Source organism: Microbacterium lushaniae, from assembly GCF_008727775.1.
Classification (GTDB): Bacteria; Actinomycetota; Actinomycetes; order Actinomycetales; family Microbacteriaceae; genus Microbacterium; species Microbacterium lushaniae.
In genome coordinates this window covers 2719559-2739461 of record NZ_CP044232.1, presented here as the reverse complement: position 1 = coordinate 2739461, position 19903 = coordinate 2719559, and the positions used below count along the sequence as shown (strand labels likewise).

16 protein-coding genes, 1 tRNA gene, 1 other RNA gene and 1 pseudogene are annotated in these 19903 nt (G+C 72.5%); 7 read left to right on the top strand and 12 right to left on the bottom strand.

All coding sequences use genetic code 11. The annotated features are described in order from the left end of the window. Positions 1-94: 94 nt before the first annotated feature. From F6J85_RS13130 to F6J85_RS13110, 5 genes are read right to left on the bottom strand one after another with little or no spacing between them, the layout of a single operon-like run. On the bottom strand, positions 95-520 hold the full coding sequence (locus F6J85_RS13130; RefSeq protein ID WP_150925617.1) for an arsenate reductase ArsC: 426 nt from the start codon (positions 518-520) through the stop codon (positions 95-97). A 47-nt stretch (positions 521-567) separates the two neighbouring features. Further along, positions 568-2334 carry an amidase gene (locus tag F6J85_RS13125; RefSeq protein ID WP_150925615.1) on the bottom strand — a complete coding sequence of 589 codons (1767 nt, stop codon included), beginning with the start codon at positions 2332-2334 and terminating at the stop codon, positions 568-570. Then, positions 2331-3374 (bottom strand): agmatine deiminase family protein, encoded by a 1044-nt coding sequence (locus F6J85_RS13120; RefSeq protein ID WP_150925613.1) that lies wholly within the window; start codon positions 3372-3374, stop codon positions 2331-2333. The genes F6J85_RS13125 and F6J85_RS13120 overlap by 4 nt, the downstream gene beginning before the upstream one ends. Next, entirely contained in the window at positions 3371-5005 is a 1635-nt protein-coding gene (locus F6J85_RS13115) for an amidohydrolase (RefSeq protein ID WP_150925611.1), read from the bottom strand. The genes F6J85_RS13120 and F6J85_RS13115 overlap by 4 nt, the downstream gene beginning before the upstream one ends. Then, on the bottom strand, positions 5002-6258 hold the full coding sequence (locus F6J85_RS13110; protein WP_150925610.1) for an MFS transporter: 1257 nt from the start codon (positions 6256-6258) through the stop codon (positions 5002-5004). Before F6J85_RS13110 ends, F6J85_RS13115 begins: the two co-directional genes overlap by 4 nt. 214 nt (positions 6259-6472) lie before the next feature. Here F6J85_RS13110 and F6J85_RS13105 point away from each other — a divergent pair, with 214 nt between their 5' ends. After that, positions 6473-7480 carry a substrate-binding domain-containing protein gene (locus tag F6J85_RS13105; RefSeq protein WP_150925608.1) on the top strand — a complete coding sequence of 336 codons (1008 nt, stop codon included), beginning with the start codon at positions 6473-6475 and terminating at the stop codon, positions 7478-7480. A gap of 15 nt (positions 7481-7495) precedes the next feature. Here F6J85_RS13105 and F6J85_RS13100 read toward each other — a convergent pair whose 3' ends face one another. Further along, a complete protein-coding gene (locus F6J85_RS13100; RefSeq protein ID WP_150925606.1) occupies positions 7496-7939 on the bottom strand; it encodes a universal stress protein in 444 nt (147 codons plus the stop codon). Positions 7940-8039: 100 nt separating this feature from the next. Here F6J85_RS13100 and F6J85_RS13095 point away from each other — a divergent pair, with 100 nt between their 5' ends. Genes F6J85_RS13095 through F6J85_RS13080 form a run of 4 tightly spaced genes read left to right on the top strand, consistent with a single transcriptional unit; the run spans position 8040 to position 13143 of the window. After that, on the top strand, positions 8040-8321 hold the full coding sequence (locus F6J85_RS13095) for a metal-sensitive transcriptional regulator (protein ID WP_150925604.1): 282 nt from the start codon (positions 8040-8042) through the stop codon (positions 8319-8321). A gap of 28 nt (positions 8322-8349) precedes the next feature. Next, a complete protein-coding gene (locus F6J85_RS13090; protein WP_150925602.1) occupies positions 8350-8676 on the top strand; it encodes a heavy-metal-associated domain-containing protein in 327 nt (108 codons plus the stop codon). After that, a complete protein-coding gene (locus F6J85_RS13085) occupies positions 8673-10955 on the top strand; it encodes a heavy metal translocating P-type ATPase (protein WP_150925600.1) in 2283 nt (760 codons plus the stop codon). The genes F6J85_RS13090 and F6J85_RS13085 overlap by 4 nt, the downstream gene beginning before the upstream one ends. A gap of 37 nt (positions 10956-10992) precedes the next feature. Continuing rightward, on the top strand, positions 10993-13143 hold the full coding sequence (locus tag F6J85_RS13080; protein WP_150925598.1) for a heavy metal translocating P-type ATPase: 2151 nt from the start codon (positions 10993-10995) through the stop codon (positions 13141-13143). 22 nt (positions 13144-13165) lie between these two features. Here the strand turns inward: F6J85_RS13080 and F6J85_RS13075 are convergent, their stop codons facing one another. Continuing rightward, a complete protein-coding gene (locus tag F6J85_RS13075; protein ID WP_150925596.1) occupies positions 13166-13867 on the bottom strand; it encodes a helix-turn-helix transcriptional regulator in 702 nt (233 codons plus the stop codon). 73 nt (positions 13868-13940) lie between these two features. On the opposite strand from F6J85_RS13075, the gene F6J85_RS13070 reads away from it, so the two are divergent. After that, entirely contained in the window at positions 13941-14681 is a 741-nt protein-coding gene (locus tag F6J85_RS13070; RefSeq protein ID WP_150925594.1) for an alpha/beta fold hydrolase, read from the top strand. Between the two features lie 158 nt (positions 14682-14839). Here the strand turns inward: F6J85_RS13070 and F6J85_RS13065 are convergent. The 5 genes and pseudogenes from F6J85_RS13065 to F6J85_RS13050 all read right to left on the bottom strand — a co-directional run bounded on the left by F6J85_RS13065 (position 14840) and on the right by F6J85_RS13050 (position 19591). After that, positions 14840-14927, bottom strand: a tRNA-Ser gene (locus F6J85_RS13065). Positions 14928-14994: 67 nt separating this feature from the next. Continuing rightward, positions 14995-16074, bottom strand: coding sequence for a transglutaminase-like domain-containing protein (locus F6J85_RS13060; protein ID WP_238707124.1), 1080 nt, complete (start codon positions 16072-16074; stop codon positions 14995-14997). Between the two features lie 96 nt (positions 16075-16170). Further along, positions 16171-17213, bottom strand: a pseudogene (locus F6J85_RS18030) (TgpA N-terminal domain-containing protein); the annotation flags it as partial. A 118-nt stretch (positions 17214-17331) separates the two neighbouring features. Then, positions 17332-18576 (bottom strand): DUF58 domain-containing protein, encoded by a 1245-nt coding sequence (locus F6J85_RS13055; RefSeq protein ID WP_150925590.1) that lies wholly within the window; start codon positions 18574-18576, stop codon positions 17332-17334. A 7-nt stretch (positions 18577-18583) separates the two neighbouring features. After that, positions 18584-19591: an AAA family ATPase gene (locus F6J85_RS13050; RefSeq protein WP_150925588.1), complete on the bottom strand. Its 1008-nt coding sequence runs from the start codon at positions 19589-19591 to the stop codon at positions 18584-18586. A gap of 174 nt (positions 19592-19765) precedes the next feature. Here F6J85_RS13050 and ffs point away from each other — a divergent pair. Further along, positions 19766-19862, top strand: an RNA gene (gene ffs / locus F6J85_RS13045) — signal recognition particle sRNA small type. Positions 19863-19903: the final 41 nt, after the last annotated feature.

Sequence of the window (19903 nt, the reverse complement as noted above, 5' to 3'; positions counted from 1 at the left end):
GGGGCGCTCCGGCGCACGTGCGAGCGCACCGGACCGCGGGACGGTCGGTGACCGACGGAGGGGAGAGCGCCGGCGAGTGCGGCGCACAGGCACTCTACCGGGGCGGCGCGGTGTCGGCCGCCGCGTCCTCGACCTCGGAGATCAGACGCTCGACGCGGCCGCGGATGTCGTCGCGGATGCGTCGGACGTCGTCCAGGCCCTGCCCGGCGGGATCGTCGAGCTGCCAGTCCTCGTACCGCTTGCCCGGGAAGATCGGGCACGCGTCACCGCAGCCCATCGTGATGACGACGTCGGATTCGCGCACGGCGTCCACGGTGAGCACCTTCGGGATGCTGCCGGCGATGTCGATGCCCTCCTCGGCCATCGCGGCCACGGCGACGGGGTTGATCTGATCCTTGGGCTCGGAGCCGGCCGAGCGGACATCGATCCGGTCGCCGGCGAGCGCCTGGAGATAGCCCGCGGCCATCTGGGAGCGCCCGGCATTGTGCACGCACACGAAGAGCACGGTGGGTCGGGTCATGGAGTCCCCTCTCTCCCGACAGCATGTCACGCCGTCCTCGATCGGCTCTACGCCCCGCCTGCGCACGGTGTCGCCGGCAGGAACGGCGGGTCACCGGGAAGGGGCGGGGTACGGGGCGGGGGAGTGCGCCGCGCGCCGGTGGCCTCGAACGCCGCGGCGACGGTCAGCAGGGCGACGTCGTCGTAGGCCCGACCGGCGAAGGTCAGCCCCACGGGCATGCCGATGTCGGGGAGCGTCCCCATCGGCACGGTGACCGTCGGGACACCGCAGTGCCGGATCGCGAGGTTGCCGTTGGCCACCCACACGCCGTTGGCCCACGCGGCGTCCGCGGAGGCAGGGTTGACGTCGGCGTCGGCGGGGCCGACGTCGGCCATCGCGGGGAACACCACGGCGTCCAGGCCGTGGCGGTCCATCCACTCCTCGAGGTCGATGCGGCGGGTCTTCTCCAGTCCGCGCAGGCCCTCGGCCAGGTGCGGGATGTCGGTGAACGACGACACCGGGTGGTCACGGACGTGCTGCGGATACGCGGAGATGTCGTCGTCGAAGCCGGAGTAGTGGTCGGTGAGCGCGCCGTCGGGGTGCGGGAAGATCTGCGACCCGTCGACACCGGCGAGCGATGGGAAGGCGGGGTCGCCGTTGGCCCGGAGGAAGTCGTCCCACGCCCACGCGGAAAGGTCGAGGATCTCGCGCGCGAGGAAGTCCCGCGACACCAGGCCCCGCGAGTGCAGGGTCGCCGCCCCCGGCCGGTCGCCTTCGTAGTTCGACACGAGCGGGAAGTCCACCTCCACCACCGTCGCGCCCGCGGCCTCGAGTTCTGCGCGCGCGGACTGCCACAGGCGGATCACCGAATCCCGCGTGCGGATGCGGCGCCCCGTCGGTCCGCCGATGCCGAGAGTGGGCCCGGTGCCGGCGTCGTCGTCGGCGTTGATGTAGAGGCGGGGAACGCCGAAGCGCTTGCCGGCGAGATGCGCGCGTGCGGCCGCCGCATCCGCCGGCGCGAGCGCAGGGAAGGAAGCCGGTCGCACCGTCGCGACCGGCGGGATCGGCACCCACGGCTGCGCTCGCCAGAAGTCCCCGCGCGCCTCGGGGTCGTCGGCGACGATGACATCGAGCACCGCGAGAAGGTCGGGCATGGAACGGGTGTGCGGCACGACGACGTCCATCGTCGGGACGAGCGGCCAGTTGCCGCGCACCGAGATGATCCCGCGGGAGGGAGTGTAGGCGCACAGTGCGTTGCACGAGGCCGGTGCGCGACCGCTGGACCACGTCTCCTCGCCGAGCCCGAACGCCGCGAAGCTCGCCGCCGTCGCGGTGCCCGAGCCGTTGGATGATCCGGAGGCGAACGCCGACGTGAGGTACGCGGCGTTGTACGGGCTCTCCGCCCGCCCGTACAACCCGCGCTGCATGCCCCCGTTGGCCATCGGCGGCATGTTCGTCAGCCCGAGGCAGATGGCCCCGCCGGCACGCAGCCGCTCGATCGTGAACGCGTCGCGCTGGGCGACGAGGCCGGCGAACGCGGGGCTTCCCGCCGCGGCGGTCAGGCCGCGCACCAGGAAGCTGTCCTTCGCGGTGTAGGGGATGCCGTCCAGCGGACCGAGCGTGCGCCCGGCCGCCCGGCGGGCGTCGGATGCGGCGGCTTCGGCCGCGGCATCCGGGTTGCGCACGACGACGGCGTTGAGGGCGGTCTCGGTGTCGGGCCCGTCGTACGCGTCGATGCGTGCCTGGTGCGCGGCGACGAGATCGACGGACGTCGTGGTCCCGTCCGCCAGGGCGCGCTGCAGGTCGGCGATGGACGCTTCGTGCACCTCGATCATGCGTGCGCCACCGGCTGCTGCTGCGTGATGCAGTGGATGCCGCCGCCCCGCGCGAACAGCTCGCGCGCGTCGACGGTGACCACGCGCCGGCCGGGATACACGGCGGCGAGGATGTCGCGGGCGCGCGCGTCTGCGGCGACCTCGCCGAAGCCGCACGCGATGACGCCGCCGTTGACGACCAGATGGTTGACGTAGCTCCAGTCCACGAACCCGTCGCCGTCGCGGAGGGTGGCCGGGGCGGGGAGATCGACGATCGTGAAAGCTCGGCCGGCCGCATCCGTCTGCGCGGCGAGGTGAGCGCGAAGGTCGCGGGAAACGGCGAAGTCGGGGTGCTGCCGGTCGCGCTGGTCGTGCAGGAGGAGCGTCGCGGGGGAGGGGATCGTGGCGACGATGTCGACGTGTCCGCTCGTGCCGAACTCGCCGTAGTCGCGCGTCAGCCCGCGCGGGAGCCACACCGCGTGGGTGGCGCCGATCGTGCGGAGCAGCTCGGCCTCGACGCGCGCCTTGTCGATGTAGGGGTTTCGGCGCGGATCCAGCTGCACCGTCTCGGTGAGCAGAACCGTGCCGGCACCGTCGACGTGGAACCCCCCGCCCTCGTTCACCAGGAGCGAGCTGACGATGTCGGCGCCGGCGGCGCCGGCGGCGCCGGCGACGAGGCGGCCGTGCTCGGCCGACAGCGCCCACTGCGCCCAGCCGTGGTCGCCCCAGCCGTTGAAGGTCCAGTCCACTGCCCCGAGCACCCCTGGGCGCTCGTCGTCGACGACGAAGGTGGGACCGGCATCCCGCATCCAGTACTCGTCCACGGGCGCCTCGATGATCTCGACATCCGCCGACAGCATGCGCCGCGCCCGCGGGCCTTCCGAGGGGTCGACGACCATGGTGACCGGTTCGAACTCCGCCACCGCGTGGGCCACCGCCGTCCACGCGGCGTAGCCGGCTTCGCGCTCGCTGTCGGCGGCTCCCAGAGTGAGCCCCTCGCGGGGGAACGACATCCAGGTGCGCGCGTGCGGTGCGGTCTCCGAGGGCATGCGCCAGCTCATCGCCGCGCCTCCACCGCCGACCACCGGGAGCGTCCGGCCACGATCGTCTCCACGACGTGCGCGGTCAGGAGCGCGTCGGCCCCCTCGGCGAAGGGGTCGGTGTCGAGGATGACGACGTCAGCGGCGAAGCCCGGGGCGATGCACCCGCGCCACGCGCCGTCGCCCACCGAGGCGGCCGCGTCGCGGGTGGCATGGCCGATCGCGCGCTCCAGCGGAACGGCGTACTGCGGATGAACGGGAGGCACCGAGCCGTCCAGCGCCGAGGCGCGCGTGGATGCGACGTACATGTTGGCGAGCGGGTCGTAGGGTGCCGTGGGGGCATCGGTGGAGAACGCCAGGAGCGCACCGGCGTCCTCGTACTCCGGCCACGCGAACGCCCGCTCGACGCGCTCGTCGCCGAGCATCTGGGCCCAGTTGGCGAAGATGGCAGGGTCGGCGTGCACGGGCTGCATGGATGCGGTGACCCCGAGGCGCGCCATCCGCTCGGCCGTGCCCGGGGCGGCGTACTCGAGGTGCTCGATGCGGTGCCGGCGCGGACGATCCCCGTTGGCCAGGACGGCGTGCTCGATGGCATCCAACGCGATGTCGCTCGCGCGGTCGCCGATCGCATGCATCGCGATCTGCAGTCCCAGGGCATCCGCGGCGGTCACAACGGGCGCGAGCTGCTGGAGTGCCCAGATGGGCTCGGCGTGGGAACCATCGGCGTAGGGGCGGCCCATCGCGGCGGTGCACGCGTCGATGACGCCATCGAGGACGAGCTTGATGCCGACGACGCGCAGCCACGGCGTCGAGGGCGCGGCGGCGAGCTCGGCCGCCCGCGCGAGCTGGGCGACGTTCGCCGCCTCGTCGCCGGTGTTGGCGACGAACCAGTGCGCCGCCACGCGCAGCGGCAGCTCTCCGCCGTACCGGGCCTGCGCGCGTTCGAAGGCCGCGAGCCCCAGCTCGTCGAACGCCATGTCGACCACGCCGGTCACCCCGGCCGTCAGGTAGGCGCCGATGACGCGGTCCACGGCGGCGTCGCGCTCGGCGTCGGTGGTCGTGGCGTCGCGGTGCGCCCACGCGTACTGCTGCGCCGCCGTTTCGTACAGCATTCCGTTGGGCTCGCCGTGCTCGTCGCGGCCGATGGAACCGCCGAGGGGATCGGGGGTGTCGCGCGTGATGCCGAGCTCGGCCAGTGCGGCGGTGTTGACCCAGCACGAGTGGTAGTCGTTCGCGTCGAGGTACACGGGCACGTCGGGCACGACGGCGTCGATCATCTCCCGCGTGGGCTTGCCTGCGGGCACGGCGTCGAAAAGCCAGCCCCGGCCGCGAAGCACCGTGGCCTCGGGCGCCTCGCGGCGGGCGGCGGCGAGCAGGCGCTGGATGTCCTCGACGCCGGCAGCGCCGGTGAGGGCGACTTGGCCGAGGGCGGCGCCCATCATGAGCACGTGGGTGTGCGCGTCGGTGAAGCCGGGCAGCACGAGACGCCCTTCCAGGTCGACGACGGCGGCCGGATCCGCCACCGCCGCGCGTACGTCGGCCTCGCCGCCGACGGCCACGATCTCGGAGCCGTCCACGGCGAAGGCGTCCGCCCACGCGCGGACGGGGTGGGCGGTGAAGACGCGTCCGTTGCGGTAGACCGTGGCGCTCATGCCGCGACCTCGGCAGCGGCCGCGCGCTCCAGGCGGCCGGAGATGACCGCGATGACGCCGGCCGGCACCGCGAGGACGAAGCTGGTCACCCCGAGAGTGATCGCGAAGCCCTGGTATCCCAGGGCCGACACGATCGCCGCGCCGATGACGGGGGTCAGCGCCGAGCCGACCAGATACACCGCCAGCAGCGGTCCCGACCAGCGGCCGTGGGCGTCGAGGCCGGCGGAGGTGGCGACGAAGTACATGAACGCGATCGCGTAGATCGTGTTCCACGCGACGAACAGCACGATGAACACCGTGGGATCGGAGACGAACCCCTGCGTGATCTTCAGGATGCCGCCGGCGATCAGGAGCACGACCAGGGGAACGGCCCTGCCGAGGCGGTTGCCCACCAGGATGAGCGCGAGCGAGCCGAGCAGGCCCCCCGCCGTCGACGCGCTGAGGGCGATGCCGAGCCCTTCATCGGAGAGCCCGGTGAGATCTGCGCCGAGCACGCCGGCCATCGCCCACAGCGAGTCCTCGCTCACGGCCCACAGGGCGAACACGACGAGGAGCGCGAATCCCGCGACCGTGACGGTGCGGGAGGGGACCGCCGCGGTGCGCGTGGTGCCGGTGGCCGGCACCACGATCGGCATCGCCTCCGCCACGGCGGCGCCGGCGTGCGCGTCGGCGGCCGGGGCGTCGGGCAGCCACGTGGTCAGCACCAGGCCGATGAGACTGAACAGCGCGAGCGCGCCGAAGACCTGCAGGGGAGCCAGGCCGATGACGGGGACGACGGCCAGCACGATCGTGATCACGCCGCGGTTGGACAGGCCGTTGAGACCTGCGACCCGGTCGGGGTTGCGGAAGGCGGCCAGGGCGGCTCCGGATGCCGCCACCGCCCCGCCCGCGCCTGCGCCGCCCAGCAGCAGCCCAGGGAGGATCAGCGCGGGGACGAGGGCGGCCAGCAGGAACCCGGCGAGGGCGAGAGCCAGTCCGATCCGCGCCACCGTGCGGCGGCGCCCGCCCGCGCACAGCGGAGCGACCGCGAGACCGGTGATGGCGGTCAGCAGGAGCGTGGCGGTCACGAGCCAGCTGGCGGCGAGGACGTCCAGCCGCAGCCCCGTCTGGACGGCCGTGATCATGTACGGCGAGAGGTTGACGCCCAGGTAGCCGGCGATCGCGATGGCGAAGGTGGCGGTGGCGGTGGGTACGCGCACCGGGACGCGCGCGGTGCTTCCCGCCGTCCGTGCGAGATCGGAAGTGGAGGACAAGGCGGGGCCTTTCGGTACGGTCGCGCGCAGGTGGCGCAACGGTGCGGCGGGTGTGCTCCGGGCGCGGACCCCGCGGAGGGCCTTCCGGATGCGGCGAGCGTATGGAACTGATGTTTCGAGAGTGTCTGCACTGACGTTTCGGTCATGTTAAACGATTAAGTACCGGTCCGCGCAAGAGGCGGGAGGGCATTTTTCTCGGGTACTGTCGACGCTCATGGCAGCGCGCAAGGCGACCCTCCGCGATGTGGCGGCGGCCGCCGGGGTCTCCACCGCTGCAGCATCGTTCGCGCTGCGGGGCAAAGAGGGCGTGTCTCCGGAGACCCGGGCGCGCGTGCTGGAGGTCGCGCGGGAGCTGAGCTACGAGGTCAATCTCCCCGCCCGGAGCCTGCGCACGTCCCGGTACGGCGCGATCGGTCTCCATCTGCCGGAGGGGGCCAGTCGCGCCACGTATTACACGGAGTTCGCGTTCGGGGTCGTGGATGCCGCGGAGGAGCGCGGGCTCTCGGTCATCCTTCTGCCGCACCTCGATGCGGGGCAGCATCCGATCGCCTTCGTGGACGGATTCATCGTCGTGGACGCCACCGCGTCGGATCCGGGGGTGCGCGCCATGCTCGCAGACGGTCGCCCGGTCGTCAGTGGGGAGCACGTCGAATCGGCGGAGCGGGCCGTCACGGCGAGCGTCGTGTCCGACCACGACGCGGCGATGCACCGCCTGCTCGATCATCTCGCCGCTCAGGGGGCGGCGCGTATCGGCGTGCTGCTGCCGCCGGAGACGACGGCGTGGGGTCGTCAGGTCGCGAGCGCGTATGCGGCGTGGTCGGCGTCGCACGGCAGGGATCCGGTGGCCGTGCGCATCGGATTCGTGCCGACCGTCGCGGAGGTGGAGGCGGCCGCCGATGCCGTGCTGTCAGACCCCGTCGTCGACGCCCTCGTGGTGGTGCCCAGCGGATCGGCCGCTCCGGCACTGTCAGCCGCGCTGCGCGCCGGACGCGTCGTCGGGGAGGACCTGCTGCTGGCGGCCTACGTGGACGAGCCCGTCCATACGCTGCTCTCGCCCGCCGTGACCGCTTTCGACCTGAACGCGCGCGAATTCGGTGGGGAGTGCCTGCGACTGCTCGTCGAGGCGCTGGCCGGCGACGCCGGCGGCTCGGGTCCGGTCATCCGTATGACGGTGCCGAGCCTCGTCGTCCGGGAGAGCTCGACGCGCCGCGCCCGACCCTGATCGGGGTGGCGGAGGTCAGGCTGCCTGCTGAGGCGAGTGGACGATGAGCACCGGGCACGACGCGTACTGCGCGCATGCCGTGCTCACCGAGCCCAGCAGGAGCCCGACGAAACCGCCATGACCCCGGCTGCCCAGGACGAGCATGCCGGCACCGGCGCTCTCGCGGATGAGGGTCGGCGCGGTGGGTCCGGCGATCACGCGTCGTCCCAGGGCGGCGGGCGGATCGGCGCCGAAGGCGGACGTGATCGTGGCATCCAGGGTCGCGTGCGCCTCCTGCTCCGGCGACCATGTCTGCATGGCGCCGGCGGTGGCCAGTGGGGGGTAGGACCACACGACGACCGCCTCGAGCGGCACGGCCAGCGCCGAGGCCAATCGCGCCGCGTGACGGAGTGCGTCAACGGATGACTCCGACCCGTCGACCCCGACGATGATGGGCTGCCCTGACTCCGCTGCGTCCATGAAGCCACCATGGCACCGGCGCCGCGAATGGCAAGGGACTTAGGTCACGGAGGGGCGGGCCGGCCTTGTGCGAGATACGGTAGGGGGGTATGGTATCAAGATGAACGGTTACGTGGCGGACAAGGACGTGCTGCTCAAGCGGCTGCGTCGCGCGGAGGGCCAGGTGCGCGGCATTGCGCGGATGGTCGAGGAGGACAAGTACTGCATCGACATCCTCACGCAGGTCTCGGCCGCGACCAAGGCGCTGGAGGGCGTCGCGCTGTCGCTGCTGGGCGATCACCTCACGCACTGCGTCGCCGAGGCGAGCGCCGAGGGCGGCCCGGTGGCCCAGGAGAAGATCCGCGAGGCCAACGAGGCCATCGCGCGCCTGGTCCGCTCGTAATCCCGTCACCAGATCCCGAGGAGAAGTCATGAACATCGGAAACCGCGACGACCTGGGTCTGAAGGACTCTTCCGGCTGTGCGTGCTGCTCGACCGCTGGGGCGCCCGCCGGCGCGGATGCCTCGGCCACGGCGGTGACGTCCGAGGTGCTCGTGTCCGGCATGACCTGCTCGCACTGCGTCATGAGTGTCACGGAAGAACTGACCGCGATCGACGGCGTCGAGGGCGTGTCGGTGGACCTGAACGCCGGTGGCGCGTCTCGCGTCTCGATCCGCAGTGCTGCGCCGATCGACGCGGCAGCCGTGGCGGCGGCGGTCCAGGAGGCCGGCTACACCCTGGCCGGCAGCCCGTCGTGAGCGCGGTGGATGTCGAACTCGACATCACCGGGATGACCTGCGCGTCGTGCGCGACGCGGATCGAGCGCAAGCTCAACAAGCTGCCGGGCGTGGAGGCGACGGTCAACTACGCCACCGAGAAGGCGCGCGTCCGCGCGGCCGATGTCGATCCCGCCACCCTCATCGCGGCGGTCGAATCCGCCGGCTATCACGCCGCCCTTCCTGCGCCCCCTCAGTCCGAGAGCGCCGACGACCGCGATCCGGCGGACGCGAATCTGGTGTCGCTGCGCCAGCGCCTGCTGATCAGCACGGCACTGGCGGTGCCGGTCGCACTCCTGTCGATGGTGCCCGCCCTGCAGTTCACCTCCTGGCAGTGGCTGGCCCTGACCCTCACCGCACCGGTGGCGGTGTGGGGCGCGTGGCCGTTCCACCGGGCGGCGGCGGTCAACGCCCGCCACGGCGCTGCGACCATGGACACCCTGATCAGCGTCGGCGTCATCGCCGCGTTCGGATGGTCGCTGTACGCCCTGTTCTTCGGCGGCGCCGGGATGCCGGGCATGACGATGACCTTCCGCCTCTTCGGCACCCCCACCGGTGGCGGTGAGGAGCTGTACCTCGAGGTCGCGGCGTTGGTGACGGTGTTCATCCTCGCGGGCCGGTACGCCGAGGCCCGCGCCCGCAAGTCGTCGTCCGAGGCCCTGCGGGCGCTGCTGGAACTGGGCGCGAAAGACGCCGTGAAGATCGTCGCCGGCGCGGAGCAGCGCGTTCCGGTCGCGCAGCTCGTGGTGGGAGATGTCGTTCTCGTGCGCCCGGGGGAGAAGATCCCCTCCGACGGGCTCGTGATCGACGGATCCTCCGCGATCGATGCCGGCATGCTCACGGGGGAGTCCACCCCGGTCGAGGTGGCGGTCGGATCGCGTGTGGTCGGCGGCACGGTCAACGTCGGCGGCCGGCTGACGGTGGAGATCACGCGCGTGGGCGCGGACACGGAGCTCGCGCGGATGCGGCGCCTCATGGAAGAAGCGCAGACCGGCAAGGCCGAGGTCCAGCGTCTGGCCGACCGCGTGTCCGCGGTCTTCGTGCCGGTCGTGATCGTCCTGGCGATCGCCGCCTTCGCCGGCTGGCTGATCGCCGGCGCTTCGCTGGAGGTGGCTTTCACCGCGGCGGTGGCGACGCTCATCATCGCGTGTCCCTGCGCGCTGGGTCTGGCCACTCCCACGGCCCTGCTCGTGGGCACCGGCCGCGGCTCGCAGCTGGGCATCCTCATCCGGGGCCCGCAGGTGCTGGAGCAGACCCGCAAGGTCGACACGATCGTGCTGGACAAGACCGGCACGGTGACCACCGGCACCATGGCCGTCACCGCGGTGCACCCCGCAGCCGGCGTCACCCGCGGCGAGCTGCTCGCGGCGGCCGCCGCGGTGGAGTCGGGGTCGGAGCATCCGGTGGCCCGCGCCATCGTTGACGAGGCCGTCGCCGAGACCGTCGCCGTGGCCCCCGCCGAGACCTTCGACTCCCACGCCGGCTCGGGTGTGCAGGGCATCGTCGCGGGTTCGCTGGTCGTCGCCGGACGCCCGTCGTGGGTGCAGGATCAGTGGGGCATCCACGCGACCCCGCAGCTGCAGCGCGACGCGGACGCCCTGGCCGCCGAGGGTGCGACGGTCGTCGCCGTCGCCCGCGACGGCGAGCACCTGGGGATCATCGCCGTGGCCGATACGGTCAAGCCCACCAGCGCCGAGGCGGTCGCCCGCTTCCGCGCGCTCGGAATGACCCCCGTGCTCCTCACCGGTGACAACGAGGGCGCCGCCCGGCACATCGCGGCGCAGGTCGGCATCGACCACGTGCACGCCGCGGTCACCCCCGCCGGCAAGCTCGAGGTCGTCCGGCGCCTGCAGGAGGACGGACACGTCGTGGCGATGGCCGGCGACGGCGTCAACGACGCCGCAGCTCTCGCCGCCGCCGATCTGGGGCTGGCCATGGGCGGCGGCACGGATGCGGCGATCGCCGCGAGCGACATCACCGTGGTCTCCGGCGACCTGCTCGTCGTGGCCGACGCGATCCGACTGGCCCGCCGCACCCTCGGCACCATCAAGGGCAATCTCTTCTGGGCGTTCGCGTACAACGTCGCGGCGATCCCCGTGGCCATGGCGGGTCTTCTCAACCCGCTGGTCGCCGCGGCGGCGATGGCGTTGTCGTCCGTGTTCGTGGTGACGAACAGCCTGCGACTGCGCGGGTTCCGGCCCCTGCCCGCCGGCGCATCGGCAGTCGCTGCCGACCGGCCCCGCATTGCGGCCCCGGCCTGACCGCTCCCCGCACTCCCGTCGTCGAAGGAGGCTACGCATGAGCCGGCACGACCACCACCTGCCCGCCGATGACGCCATCGCCGAGGTGGAATCCCCGCCCGGCCACGAGGGACATGCGGGGCCGGCGGGGCACGCTGAGCACGGCGGCCAGGCCCATCACGCGGGCCATGCCGATCACGGGGGCCATGCCGGCCACGCCGATCACGTCGGACGATTCCGCCGGCTGTTCTGGATCATGCTCGCCCTCGCGGTGCCGGTCGTGGGCTTCTCGGGCATGTTCGCGATGCTGTGGGGGTATCCCCTCCCGGAGGCTCCGTGGGTGGGCTGGATCTCTCCGGTCCTGGGAACGGTCATGTACGTGTGGGGTGGCGCGCCCTTCCTGACCGGCGCCGTCGCGGAACTGCGTGCGCGCAGGCCCGGCATGATGCTCCTGATCGGGCTGGCGATCACGGTCGCCTTCGTCGCGTCCTGGGGTGCGAGCCTGGGACTGCTGCACCACGAGCTCGACTTCTGGTGGGAGTTGGCGCTGCTGATCGTCATCATGCTGCTGGGGCACTGGATCGAGATGCGCTCCCTCGCCCAGACGACGTCCGCGTTGGATTCCCTGGCCGCGCTGCTCCCCGACGAGGCCGACCGGGTCGAGGGCGACGGGGTCGTCACCGTCGCCCCGGCTGAGCTGCGCGTCGGCGACGTGGTCGTGGTCCGCCCCGGCGGGCGCGTGCCGGCCGACGGTCGTGTCGTGCAGGGGTCGGCGAGCATGGACGAGTCGATGATCACCGGCGAGTCCCGGCCTGTGCTCCGTGGTCGGGGAGCCACCGTCGTCGCCGGCACCGTGGCCACCGACTCCGGCTTGCGCATCGAAGTGACCGCGGTCGGGGAGGACACCGCGCTGGCGGGTATCCGGCGGCTGGTGACCGAGGCGCAGAACTCCTCCTCCCGCGCGCAGCGGCTCGCCGATCGCGCCGCCGGATGGCTCTTCTGGTTCGCCCTGGCCGCCGCCGCGATCACGGCCACGGTGTGGACCGTGATCGGTCTGCCCGATCAGGCGGTCGTCCGCACGATCACGGTCCTGGTGATCGCCTGCCCGCATGCGCTCGGCCTGGCGATCCCGCTGGTGGTGTCCATCGCCACCGAGCGCGCCGCCCGCGCGGGCGTGCTGGTGAAGGACCGGCTCGCCCTGGAGAGCATGCGCACCGTGGACACCGTCGTGTTCGACAAGACCGGAACCCTCACCAGGGGAACTCCCGCCGTGACGGCCGCAGCACCGGTGGAGGGGATGGATGAGGACCGCCTTCTCGCCCTGGCCGCGTCGGCCGAGTCGGACTCGGAGCATCCGCTGGCGCGCGCCATCGTGGCCGCCGCCCGCGCGAAGAACCTGTCACTCCCCGCCTCCCGGGGCTTCGAGTCCTCTCCCGCGGTGGGGGTGCGAGCCGACGTGGACGGCCGGGTGGTGCAGGTCGGCGGCCCGTACCTGCTCGAGCAGGCCGACGCCCGGGAACTGCCCATCGCGCAGCGGTGGCGGGAGGACGGCGGGATCATCCTGCACGTGCTCGTCGACGGGCGGGTCGCCGGAGCACTGCGCCTGGCGGATGAGATCCGCCCCGAGTCCCGGCAGGCCGTCGCGACCCTCCATGCCCGCGGCGTCGGGGTCGTGATGATCACCGGCGATGCCGAAGCGGTCGCCGCATCCGTCGCCGCAGACCTCGGCATCCGGCGATTCTTCGCCGGCGTACGCCCGGAGGACAAGGCGTCGAAGGTGAAGCAGCTGCAGGACGAGGGGCACGCGGTCGCCATGATCGGCGACGGCGTCAACGATGCACCCGCACTCGCACAGGCCGACGTGGGCATCGCCATCGGCGCGGGGACCGACGTCGCCATCGCCTCCGCCGGCGTCATCCTCGCCAGCGACGACCCGCGCTCGGTGCTGTCGGTCATCGAGCTCTCGCGCGCCGGCTACCGGAAGATGACGCAGAACCTGTGGTGGGCCGCCGGCTACAACCTCATCTCGGTGCCGCTGGCCGCCGGCATCCTCGCCCCGATCGGGTTCGTGCTGCCGATGTCGGTGGGAGCCATCCTGATGTCGCTGTCGACGATCGTGGTGGCCCTGAACGCCCAGCTGCTGCGGCGGCTGGACCTGCGTCCCGACGCGCAGTCCGCCCCGGATCCGGGATCGGACGCCGTGTACTGACCGGAGAGGCTGAGCCGATGACTCACTCGCCCCGGCCGTGCACCGGTCTGGCGTTCGCCGGGGGTTCTCCGACCTCCTGGACGGTATGGCCGCTGCACGCCGTCTTGGTGACGCCGGCTCGCTCGATGCGCGACACGGTGAACCATCGCATCGCGTCGCGCAGCCGGCACCACCCCACCAGATACCACCGGCCGCTCGTGGAGGCGAACAGCACGGGTTCGACGTCGCGGGTGGTCGTGGTCCCGTCTCTGGATGTGTAGCGGATGCGGACGACGCGCTGCTCGGCCATCGCCTCCTCCAGCGCCGACCTGATGGCGCGCGACGAGGAGGAGGGAGTCGCGTTGACCCAGATGCGTCCGGCCAGCTCGTCGGCTCTTGTCCGGGTTCTGGGATCGAGGACGTCGAGGATCTTGTGGATCCCGGCTGCTGCCAGATCGGCGTAGGGGGCATCGGGTGCAGCGGACACGGCCGCCATGAGCGCCACGGCCTGCGCCGGGGACAGGCTGACAGGCGGCAGTGACGCGCCCGCGGCCAATCCGTAGCCGCCGCCCGGGCCCGGGCGCGACCACACGGGCACGCCGCTGTCGTCCAGCGCAGCGAGGTCTCTCTTGACCGTGCGCACGGACACGCCGAACTCCCTCGCCAGCCGCTCGGCGGAGCATCCCCGTGATCCGCTCCGGCGCAGCATCTCGGACAGGGCGTGGAGGCGTTCTGCTCGCTTCACTGTTCCGCCCGGATCGAATTCATGTCACAAATAGTGACATACCGCTGCCCACAGCACCCACCAAGCTGGTGACATGACCAGTACGACGAGCAGCCCGACCATCATTCTCATCGCCGGCCACTGGCTGGGCGCGTGGGCGTGGGATGACGTCCTCGAGCACCTGAACACCGACCACTCCGGCGCGATCGCGATGACGCTGCCCGGTCTCGATGGGGACGATCCCGAGCGTGCGGTGAGGACCCTCGACGATCAAGCCGCAGCGGTCCTCGACCTCTTCGCCCGACTCGGGGTCTCCGAGGATCAGCCCGCGACTCTCGTCGCTCACAGCGGCGCGAATTTCCCCGTCAGTCTTGTCCTTGACCGCCACCCTGAGCTCGTCCATCGGGTGGTGTGGGTCGACTCCGGCCCCGTGGCGACGGGAAGCGTCTTCGCCCCGGACCTCCCGGAGGAGGTGGCGGAGCTTCCGCTGCCGCCTCTCGACGTGCTCGGCCAGCAGGCGAGCCTCGAAGGCCTGGGCCCAGAGGTCCTCGAGCGCTTTCGGGCGAGGGCCGTCCCCGAGCCCGGCCCCGTGCTCCGTCAGCCCGTCGAGTTGACCAACGATGCCCGCCGCACGGTCCCGACCACCCTGGTGTGCTGCTCGATCCCGAGCGTGCAGGTGCTGGAGCTGGCCCGCGCGGGCCATGCCATGTTCGCCGAAGTCGCGAACATCGACCACCTCGACGTCATCGACCTTCCGACGGGGCACTGGCCCATGTGGAGCCGTCCCCGCGACCTCGCCGAGGTCATTCAGTCAGCGGCTTCTCGAACCGACTGAGCTGCGCGTCTACCGTGAAGGGGGCCGGCCGGATCCGGCTGGCCCCTGTCCGTCTCCGAGGGGCCACACCACGCCACCGGCCGAACAGAACCGGCGCGAAGACCGTGCTCGAGCCGGGTCGCAACGAGTGGCGATCCCTTGTGAACACGGGGAACTGATGGCGGAGGATGGGGGATTCGAACCCCCGAGGGCTTGCACCCAACACGCTTTCCAAGCGTGCGCCATAGGCCACTAGGCGAATCCTCCTGAGGCCCCGGAGGGCCGCCGACCATCCTACCCGTATGCGCGACGCCGCCCGAACCGCGGTGGCGGGTCAGCGGGCGGTCGCCGCTTCGGGCGGGTGCGCGTAGGCCGAGCCCGGGCGGATCACGAGGGAGCGGGGCACGGCGACGGACAGGATGCGCCGCCCCGGCGTGACGCTCGCGAGCATCCCCGCACGCGCTTCCGCCAGAGCGGGGGCGAGGCCGCCGCGGTGGTCGAAGCGCGAGGCGACACCGGCGTAGCTGGAGCGTTCGATCCCGGCCACGAGCGCGCCGACGGCGGTCTCGGATGCGCCGTGGTCACGGGTGAGCCGGGCCCCGAAAGCGCGCGGGGACTCCGCGCCGGGAACCGGGATCCCCAGGTCGATGGCCAGTTCCTGAAGGGCGAGCCACGCCGCCCCCGCGTCGCCGCCCTCCGCCGCCAGGACGGCCCTGCGCCGGCGCAGTTCGCGGAGCACGCCGGGCAGTGCCAGAAGTGCCAGCAGCAGCATCCCCGTGCCCACACCCGGCCACGGACCCACGCCGCCGGTCGTGGAGGTGCCCCCGCTCCCGGCCTGCAGATCGTCCTGGGGACGCGGGCCGGCGGTCGGGGAGGCCGTGGAGCCGGCGTCGGGCTGCAGGGCGTCCTCCGGCGCCCGGTCGGCGGGGGCTCCTGCGCCCGCTGCGCTCGCCGAGGAGAAGCTCGTGGGTGTTCCCAGGCTGTTCGTGGGCTCGAAGGGCACCCAGCCCACGCCGGGGAAATGAACCTCCGGCCACGAGTGCAGCTGGCTGCTGGACACGGAGTACACCGTCTCGCCGTCGGTGGAGTCGCTCCTGCTCATGCCGGGGAGGTATCCGACCACGATGCGCGAGGGCATGTCCAGCGTCCGCGCCATGAGAGCGAACGCGGAGGCGTAGTGGACGCAGTAGCCCTGCCGTACGGCGAGGAAGTCGGCGACTGCCAGCGCACCCGACCCGTCGAAGCCCTCTTCCACCGGCGCCTCGAGCGAGTACTCGAACTCCGAGCTGCGGAACCACGCCTGCAGGGCCTGCAGGGCCTCGAAGTCGCTCTGCGCGTCGACGGTGACCTCGCGCGCGGTCTGTTCGATGATCGCCGGCAGATCATCGGGTAGGAGGTAGGACTCCTCGCGCACCTGCCCGCCGGCCTCGATGCCGCGGATCTGTTCGACGGTGGGTCGCGGCACGGCGCTCTCCACCTCATACGCCTGACCCTGCGTCGATCCGCTGCGGGCCACGACGGTGCGGTTCTGCGCGAGCGCTCCCCACGCCCCGTCCAGCCCTGTCACCGTCGTCGCCGGGAACGGCACGGGCAGCCAGGGGGAGTTCAGATCCACGATCTCCACGGTGGCGCGCTGCTCGTCGACTTCGATGCCGGGATCGACCTCCAGCGCAGGGAACGACTCCTCCTCCGCGCCCAGCGGTGTCGTGCGCCCGGTGTCGGGCTCCCACACCGAACCGTCGAAGTCGGAGAGGGTGACCGCGCGGAGGTAGGGCGGTTCGGACGCGGAGGAGCGGACGGTGAGCACCTCGGTCTCGCGCGGCTGGCGCAGGTCGTCGCCGAGCTCGAGGGTCGGGTCGATCGTGGATCCGGTGCCCAGGCCCCCTGAGCCCGCCCGGGCGATGGGAGGGGCAGGAGGGGGGTGGCCACGACCGCCGCCACGACGGCGATCGCCCCGATCGCCAGTGCCGTCGCGGTCGCGCCGCCCGATCGGCGTGGCTGGTCGCCGGGTGCGGCGTATCCGGTCGCCGCGCGGGTGGGTGCGGCATCCGGCTCGCGATGGCGCGCACGCGTGTCGATGCGCAGGAGGAACAGCACGCTGACGGAGAGGACGACGAAACCCACCAGGTCGATCTCACCCGGCACGGCGATGGAGGGGATCAGCGAGATGGCCACGAGGGCGACCCCGGCAAGCAGCGGCATGCGCGCCGTGAGCACCACGTGATCGATCGCGAGGGCGACCAGGCCCACGGCGGCGACGAGCAGGAAGGTCAGCGGCACGCCCGGCTCCAGCGGAGCGGCGCCCAGCACGATCTCCTCGACTCCGGCCGAGACCAGCACCGGGACCGTCGCGAAGGTGTCGGGGGTCGGGACGATCCACAGCACGGCCGAAGAACGGCCGAACATCAGGGTGAGCAGGAGGACCCATGTCACGGCCTCGAGCCCGGCCACGGCCAGTCCCGGCAGCCGCATCCCGCGGCCGACGACGCCCGTGGCCAGCACCGCGGCGGCCAGGCCGAGGGCAGCGAGCAGCCACCATCCGCTGTCGATCACCCGCAGCAGCGGCACGGTCGCGCCCACGAGTGCGGCGAGCACCCCGGCGGCGAGCAGGACGTCGGTGCGCCGCGGTCCGGCCGCCCGGTCACGGACGCCGCCTCGCGCGCCCCACGTCTCAGCGGACACGGGCCGCTCCCCGGTCGATGGCCTGCTCCCATGCCGCCGCGATGTCGGCGTCGGGGGTGAGGGATGCCGCGCACCATCCGGCCATGCGCAGCCGGTCCACGGCGTCGGAGGCGGCGCCCACGCCGAGGAGCACGGGCAGCGCGGAGTGGTGGGCCAGGGGCGCGAGCGCCTCGGTGTCGCCGGCCGAGAGACGTCCGGTCACCACGACGACGGGTCCGGTCAGAACGCCGGCGAACAGTCCCGCGACCCGGCCCAGATCATCGCCCTTGCGGGTGGTCAGGGTCGCCAGCTGCGCGGCGAGGGCCTCGACGTCGAACACTTCGCCGCCGGCGAGCGGATCCGACAGCGCCGCGCCGTCGGAATCCATCAGCTCGACGCTGTACCCCTCCCGCACGAGCTGCATCACGGCCGAGACCGCCGCGGACACACCGCTTTCGAACGCGGGGTCCAGCCCTGGGGCCAGCACCGCGTCGGCGCCCCATCGCAGCACCCCGCGATCGAGCACGACGCTCGCTTCCGGAGTCGCCTCCTGCTCCTCCTGGCGGACCATGAGGGTGTCGCGGTGCGCGGTTGCCCGCCAGTGAATGCGCCGCATCGAGTCGCCCGGCGCGTAGGGCCGGGCGACGAGGTTGTCGGCGCCCTGCCCCAGTTGCGCCGTCGTGGCCTGCAGCATCCCGCCCGCCTCGCCGGGCGCGGTCGGCAGTGTCGACAGCTCGACGATCGCCGGCGCGACGGTGACGCGTGTGCGCCCGCCGAGGGAGAACCGCCGCCGGGCCAGGCCGAAGGGGTCGGTGGCGGTGACCACGAGGGGGCCGAGGGAATGGATGCCGCGGGCGCGGCCGAGCACGGTGTAACCCAGTTCCACGCTCCCGTCGCCGCCGCGCAGGCCCGAGCCCAGGGCGGGGAAGATGCCGCGGGCGCGGCCGGACAGGCCGGGGGAGAGGGTGTCCTCCCACGTTCCCGGTGCCGTCGGAAGCGCCGAGCGCATCCCGGCCCGCACGCGCACCGTGCTCTCCCGGCCGACCGCGGCGACATCGGGCACGAGGGAGCGGGTGACGGCCTCCGTGCGCCGCGCCGTGAACAACGACACGACGCTGCCGGCGATGACCACCAGCAGCAGCACGCCGAAGTACATCAGCTCGCCGACGCCTGCCTCGTGGGCCACCAGGAACGCCAGGACGGCGAGGGCCCCGGCTCCGGTGCCCCGGGCGGTCAGCGGCCACAGGCGTCTCATGGCAGGCTCACATGCGCGCGGCGAGCGGCACGCGCACCGACCCGGCGATCCGCTCCAGCGTCGAGGCGACGACGTCGGCCGAGGGCCGGCCGCCCGCCGCGGCGCGGCTGGGGATGAGGCGGTGCGCGAAGACGGGCGCGAGCAGCGCGGTGACATCGTCGGGGATGACGAATCCCCGCCCGTCCAGGGCCGCCCACACCTTCGCCGCGCGCACGAGCTGCAGGGTGGCGCGCGGGCTCGCGCCCAGGCGGAGGTCGGGGTGCGTGCGCGTGGCGTGGGCCAGCGCGACGGCGTAGTCCTCCACGGCCGGCGACACGTGCACCGCTCGCGCCCACGCGATCAGCTGCGTCACCCGCTCGGCGGTCACGACGGGACGGATCGCCTCCAGAGGGTTGACGCTGTCGCGCTGGCGGAGCATGAGCGCTTCGCTGCGGGCATCGGGGTAGCCCATCGAGATGCGCATCATGAACCGGTCGCGCTGCGCCTCGGGCAGGGCGTACGTGCCCTCCATCTCGAGGGGATTCTGCGTCGCGACGACGAGGAACGGATCGGGGAGCAGGTGGGTGCGTCCGTCGACGGTGACCTGCTGCTCCTCCATGGCCTCCAGCAGAGCCGACTGCGTCTTGGGGGAGGAACGGTTGATCTCATCGGCGATGACGACGTTGGCGAAGATGGCGCCTGGCTTGAACTCGAACTCGCGATCGACGGGATTGAACACCGACACCCCGGTGACATCGCCGGGCAGCAGGTCGGGCGTGAACTGGATGCGGCGCACGCTCGCATCCACCGAAGCGGCCAGGGCACGCGCCAGCATCGTCTTGCCGACGCCGGGCACGTCCTCGATCAGGAGGTGGCCTTCCGCCAGCAGCGCCACGAGCGCCGAGCGCACGGCCTCGGGTTTGCCGTCGATCACGCGCGACATCGACGCGACGATGCTGTCGGTGACCCGGCCGAAGTCGTCCGGGGTGAGCGGCCCCGATGCGGAATCGGGCGATGTCGTCGCGGTCTCGTTCATTGATCCCTCGGGTCCGGGGAGTGGCGTCGTCGCCGGTCGTGACCCGATCGTAACCCCGCTTTCGGTCTCGGGGGCTGGGAGAAGTCTGCCCTTGTCGCGCGAGGGTCCGTGCGGCGGGGCGGCGAAGTCGGTGAGCCCGCGTTGGCCGCGGGGCGCGTCGACCGATACACTGGAGCCGGCTCTCCGCGTGACGGCATCCAGGCCAACTCCCCCAGGACGGAAACGTAGCAAGGGTAACCAGGCTCTGCTGGGTGCGCGGAGAGTCTTATTTTTTGTCCCGGTCCCGGGCCCCTCCGCTCGCGGGATCGCCGC

Bases quoted from the DNA above. Each gene is read 5' to 3' on its own strand.
- F6J85_RS13105 (WP_150925608.1), top strand. From the start codon at position 6,473: ATGGCAGCGCGCAAGGCGACCCTCCGCGATGTGGCGGCGGCCGCCGGG.
- F6J85_RS13070 (WP_150925594.1), top strand. From the start codon at position 13,941: ATGACCAGTACGACGAGCAGCCCGACCATCATTCTCATCGCCGGCCAC.
- F6J85_RS13055 (WP_150925590.1), bottom strand. From the start codon at position 18,576: ATGAGACGCCTGTGGCCGCTGACCGCCCGGGGCACCGGAGCCGGGGCC.
- F6J85_RS13050 (WP_150925588.1), bottom strand. From the start codon at position 19,591: ATGAACGAGACCGCGACGACATCGCCCGATTCCGCATCGGGGCCGCTC.
- F6J85_RS13130 (WP_150925617.1), bottom strand. From the start codon at position 520: ATGACCCGACCCACCGTGCTCTTCGTGTGCGTGCACAATGCCGGGCGC.
- F6J85_RS13115 (WP_150925611.1), bottom strand. From the start codon at position 5,005: ATGAGCGCCACGGTCTACCGCAACGGACGCGTCTTCACCGCCCACCCC.
- F6J85_RS13090 (WP_150925602.1), top strand. From the start codon at position 8,350: ATGAACATCGGAAACCGCGACGACCTGGGTCTGAAGGACTCTTCCGGC.
- F6J85_RS13080 (WP_150925598.1), top strand. From the start codon at position 10,993: ATGAGCCGGCACGACCACCACCTGCCCGCCGATGACGCCATCGCCGAG.
- F6J85_RS13120 (WP_150925613.1), bottom strand. From the start codon at position 3,374: ATGAGCTGGCGCATGCCCTCGGAGACCGCACCGCACGCGCGCACCTGG.
- F6J85_RS13100 (WP_150925606.1), bottom strand. From the start codon at position 7,939: ATGGACGCAGCGGAGTCAGGGCAGCCCATCATCGTCGGGGTCGACGGG.
- F6J85_RS13125 (WP_150925615.1), bottom strand. From the start codon at position 2,334: ATGATCGAGGTGCACGAAGCGTCCATCGCCGACCTGCAGCGCGCCCTG.
- F6J85_RS13095 (WP_150925604.1), top strand. From the start codon at position 8,040: ATGAACGGTTACGTGGCGGACAAGGACGTGCTGCTCAAGCGGCTGCGT.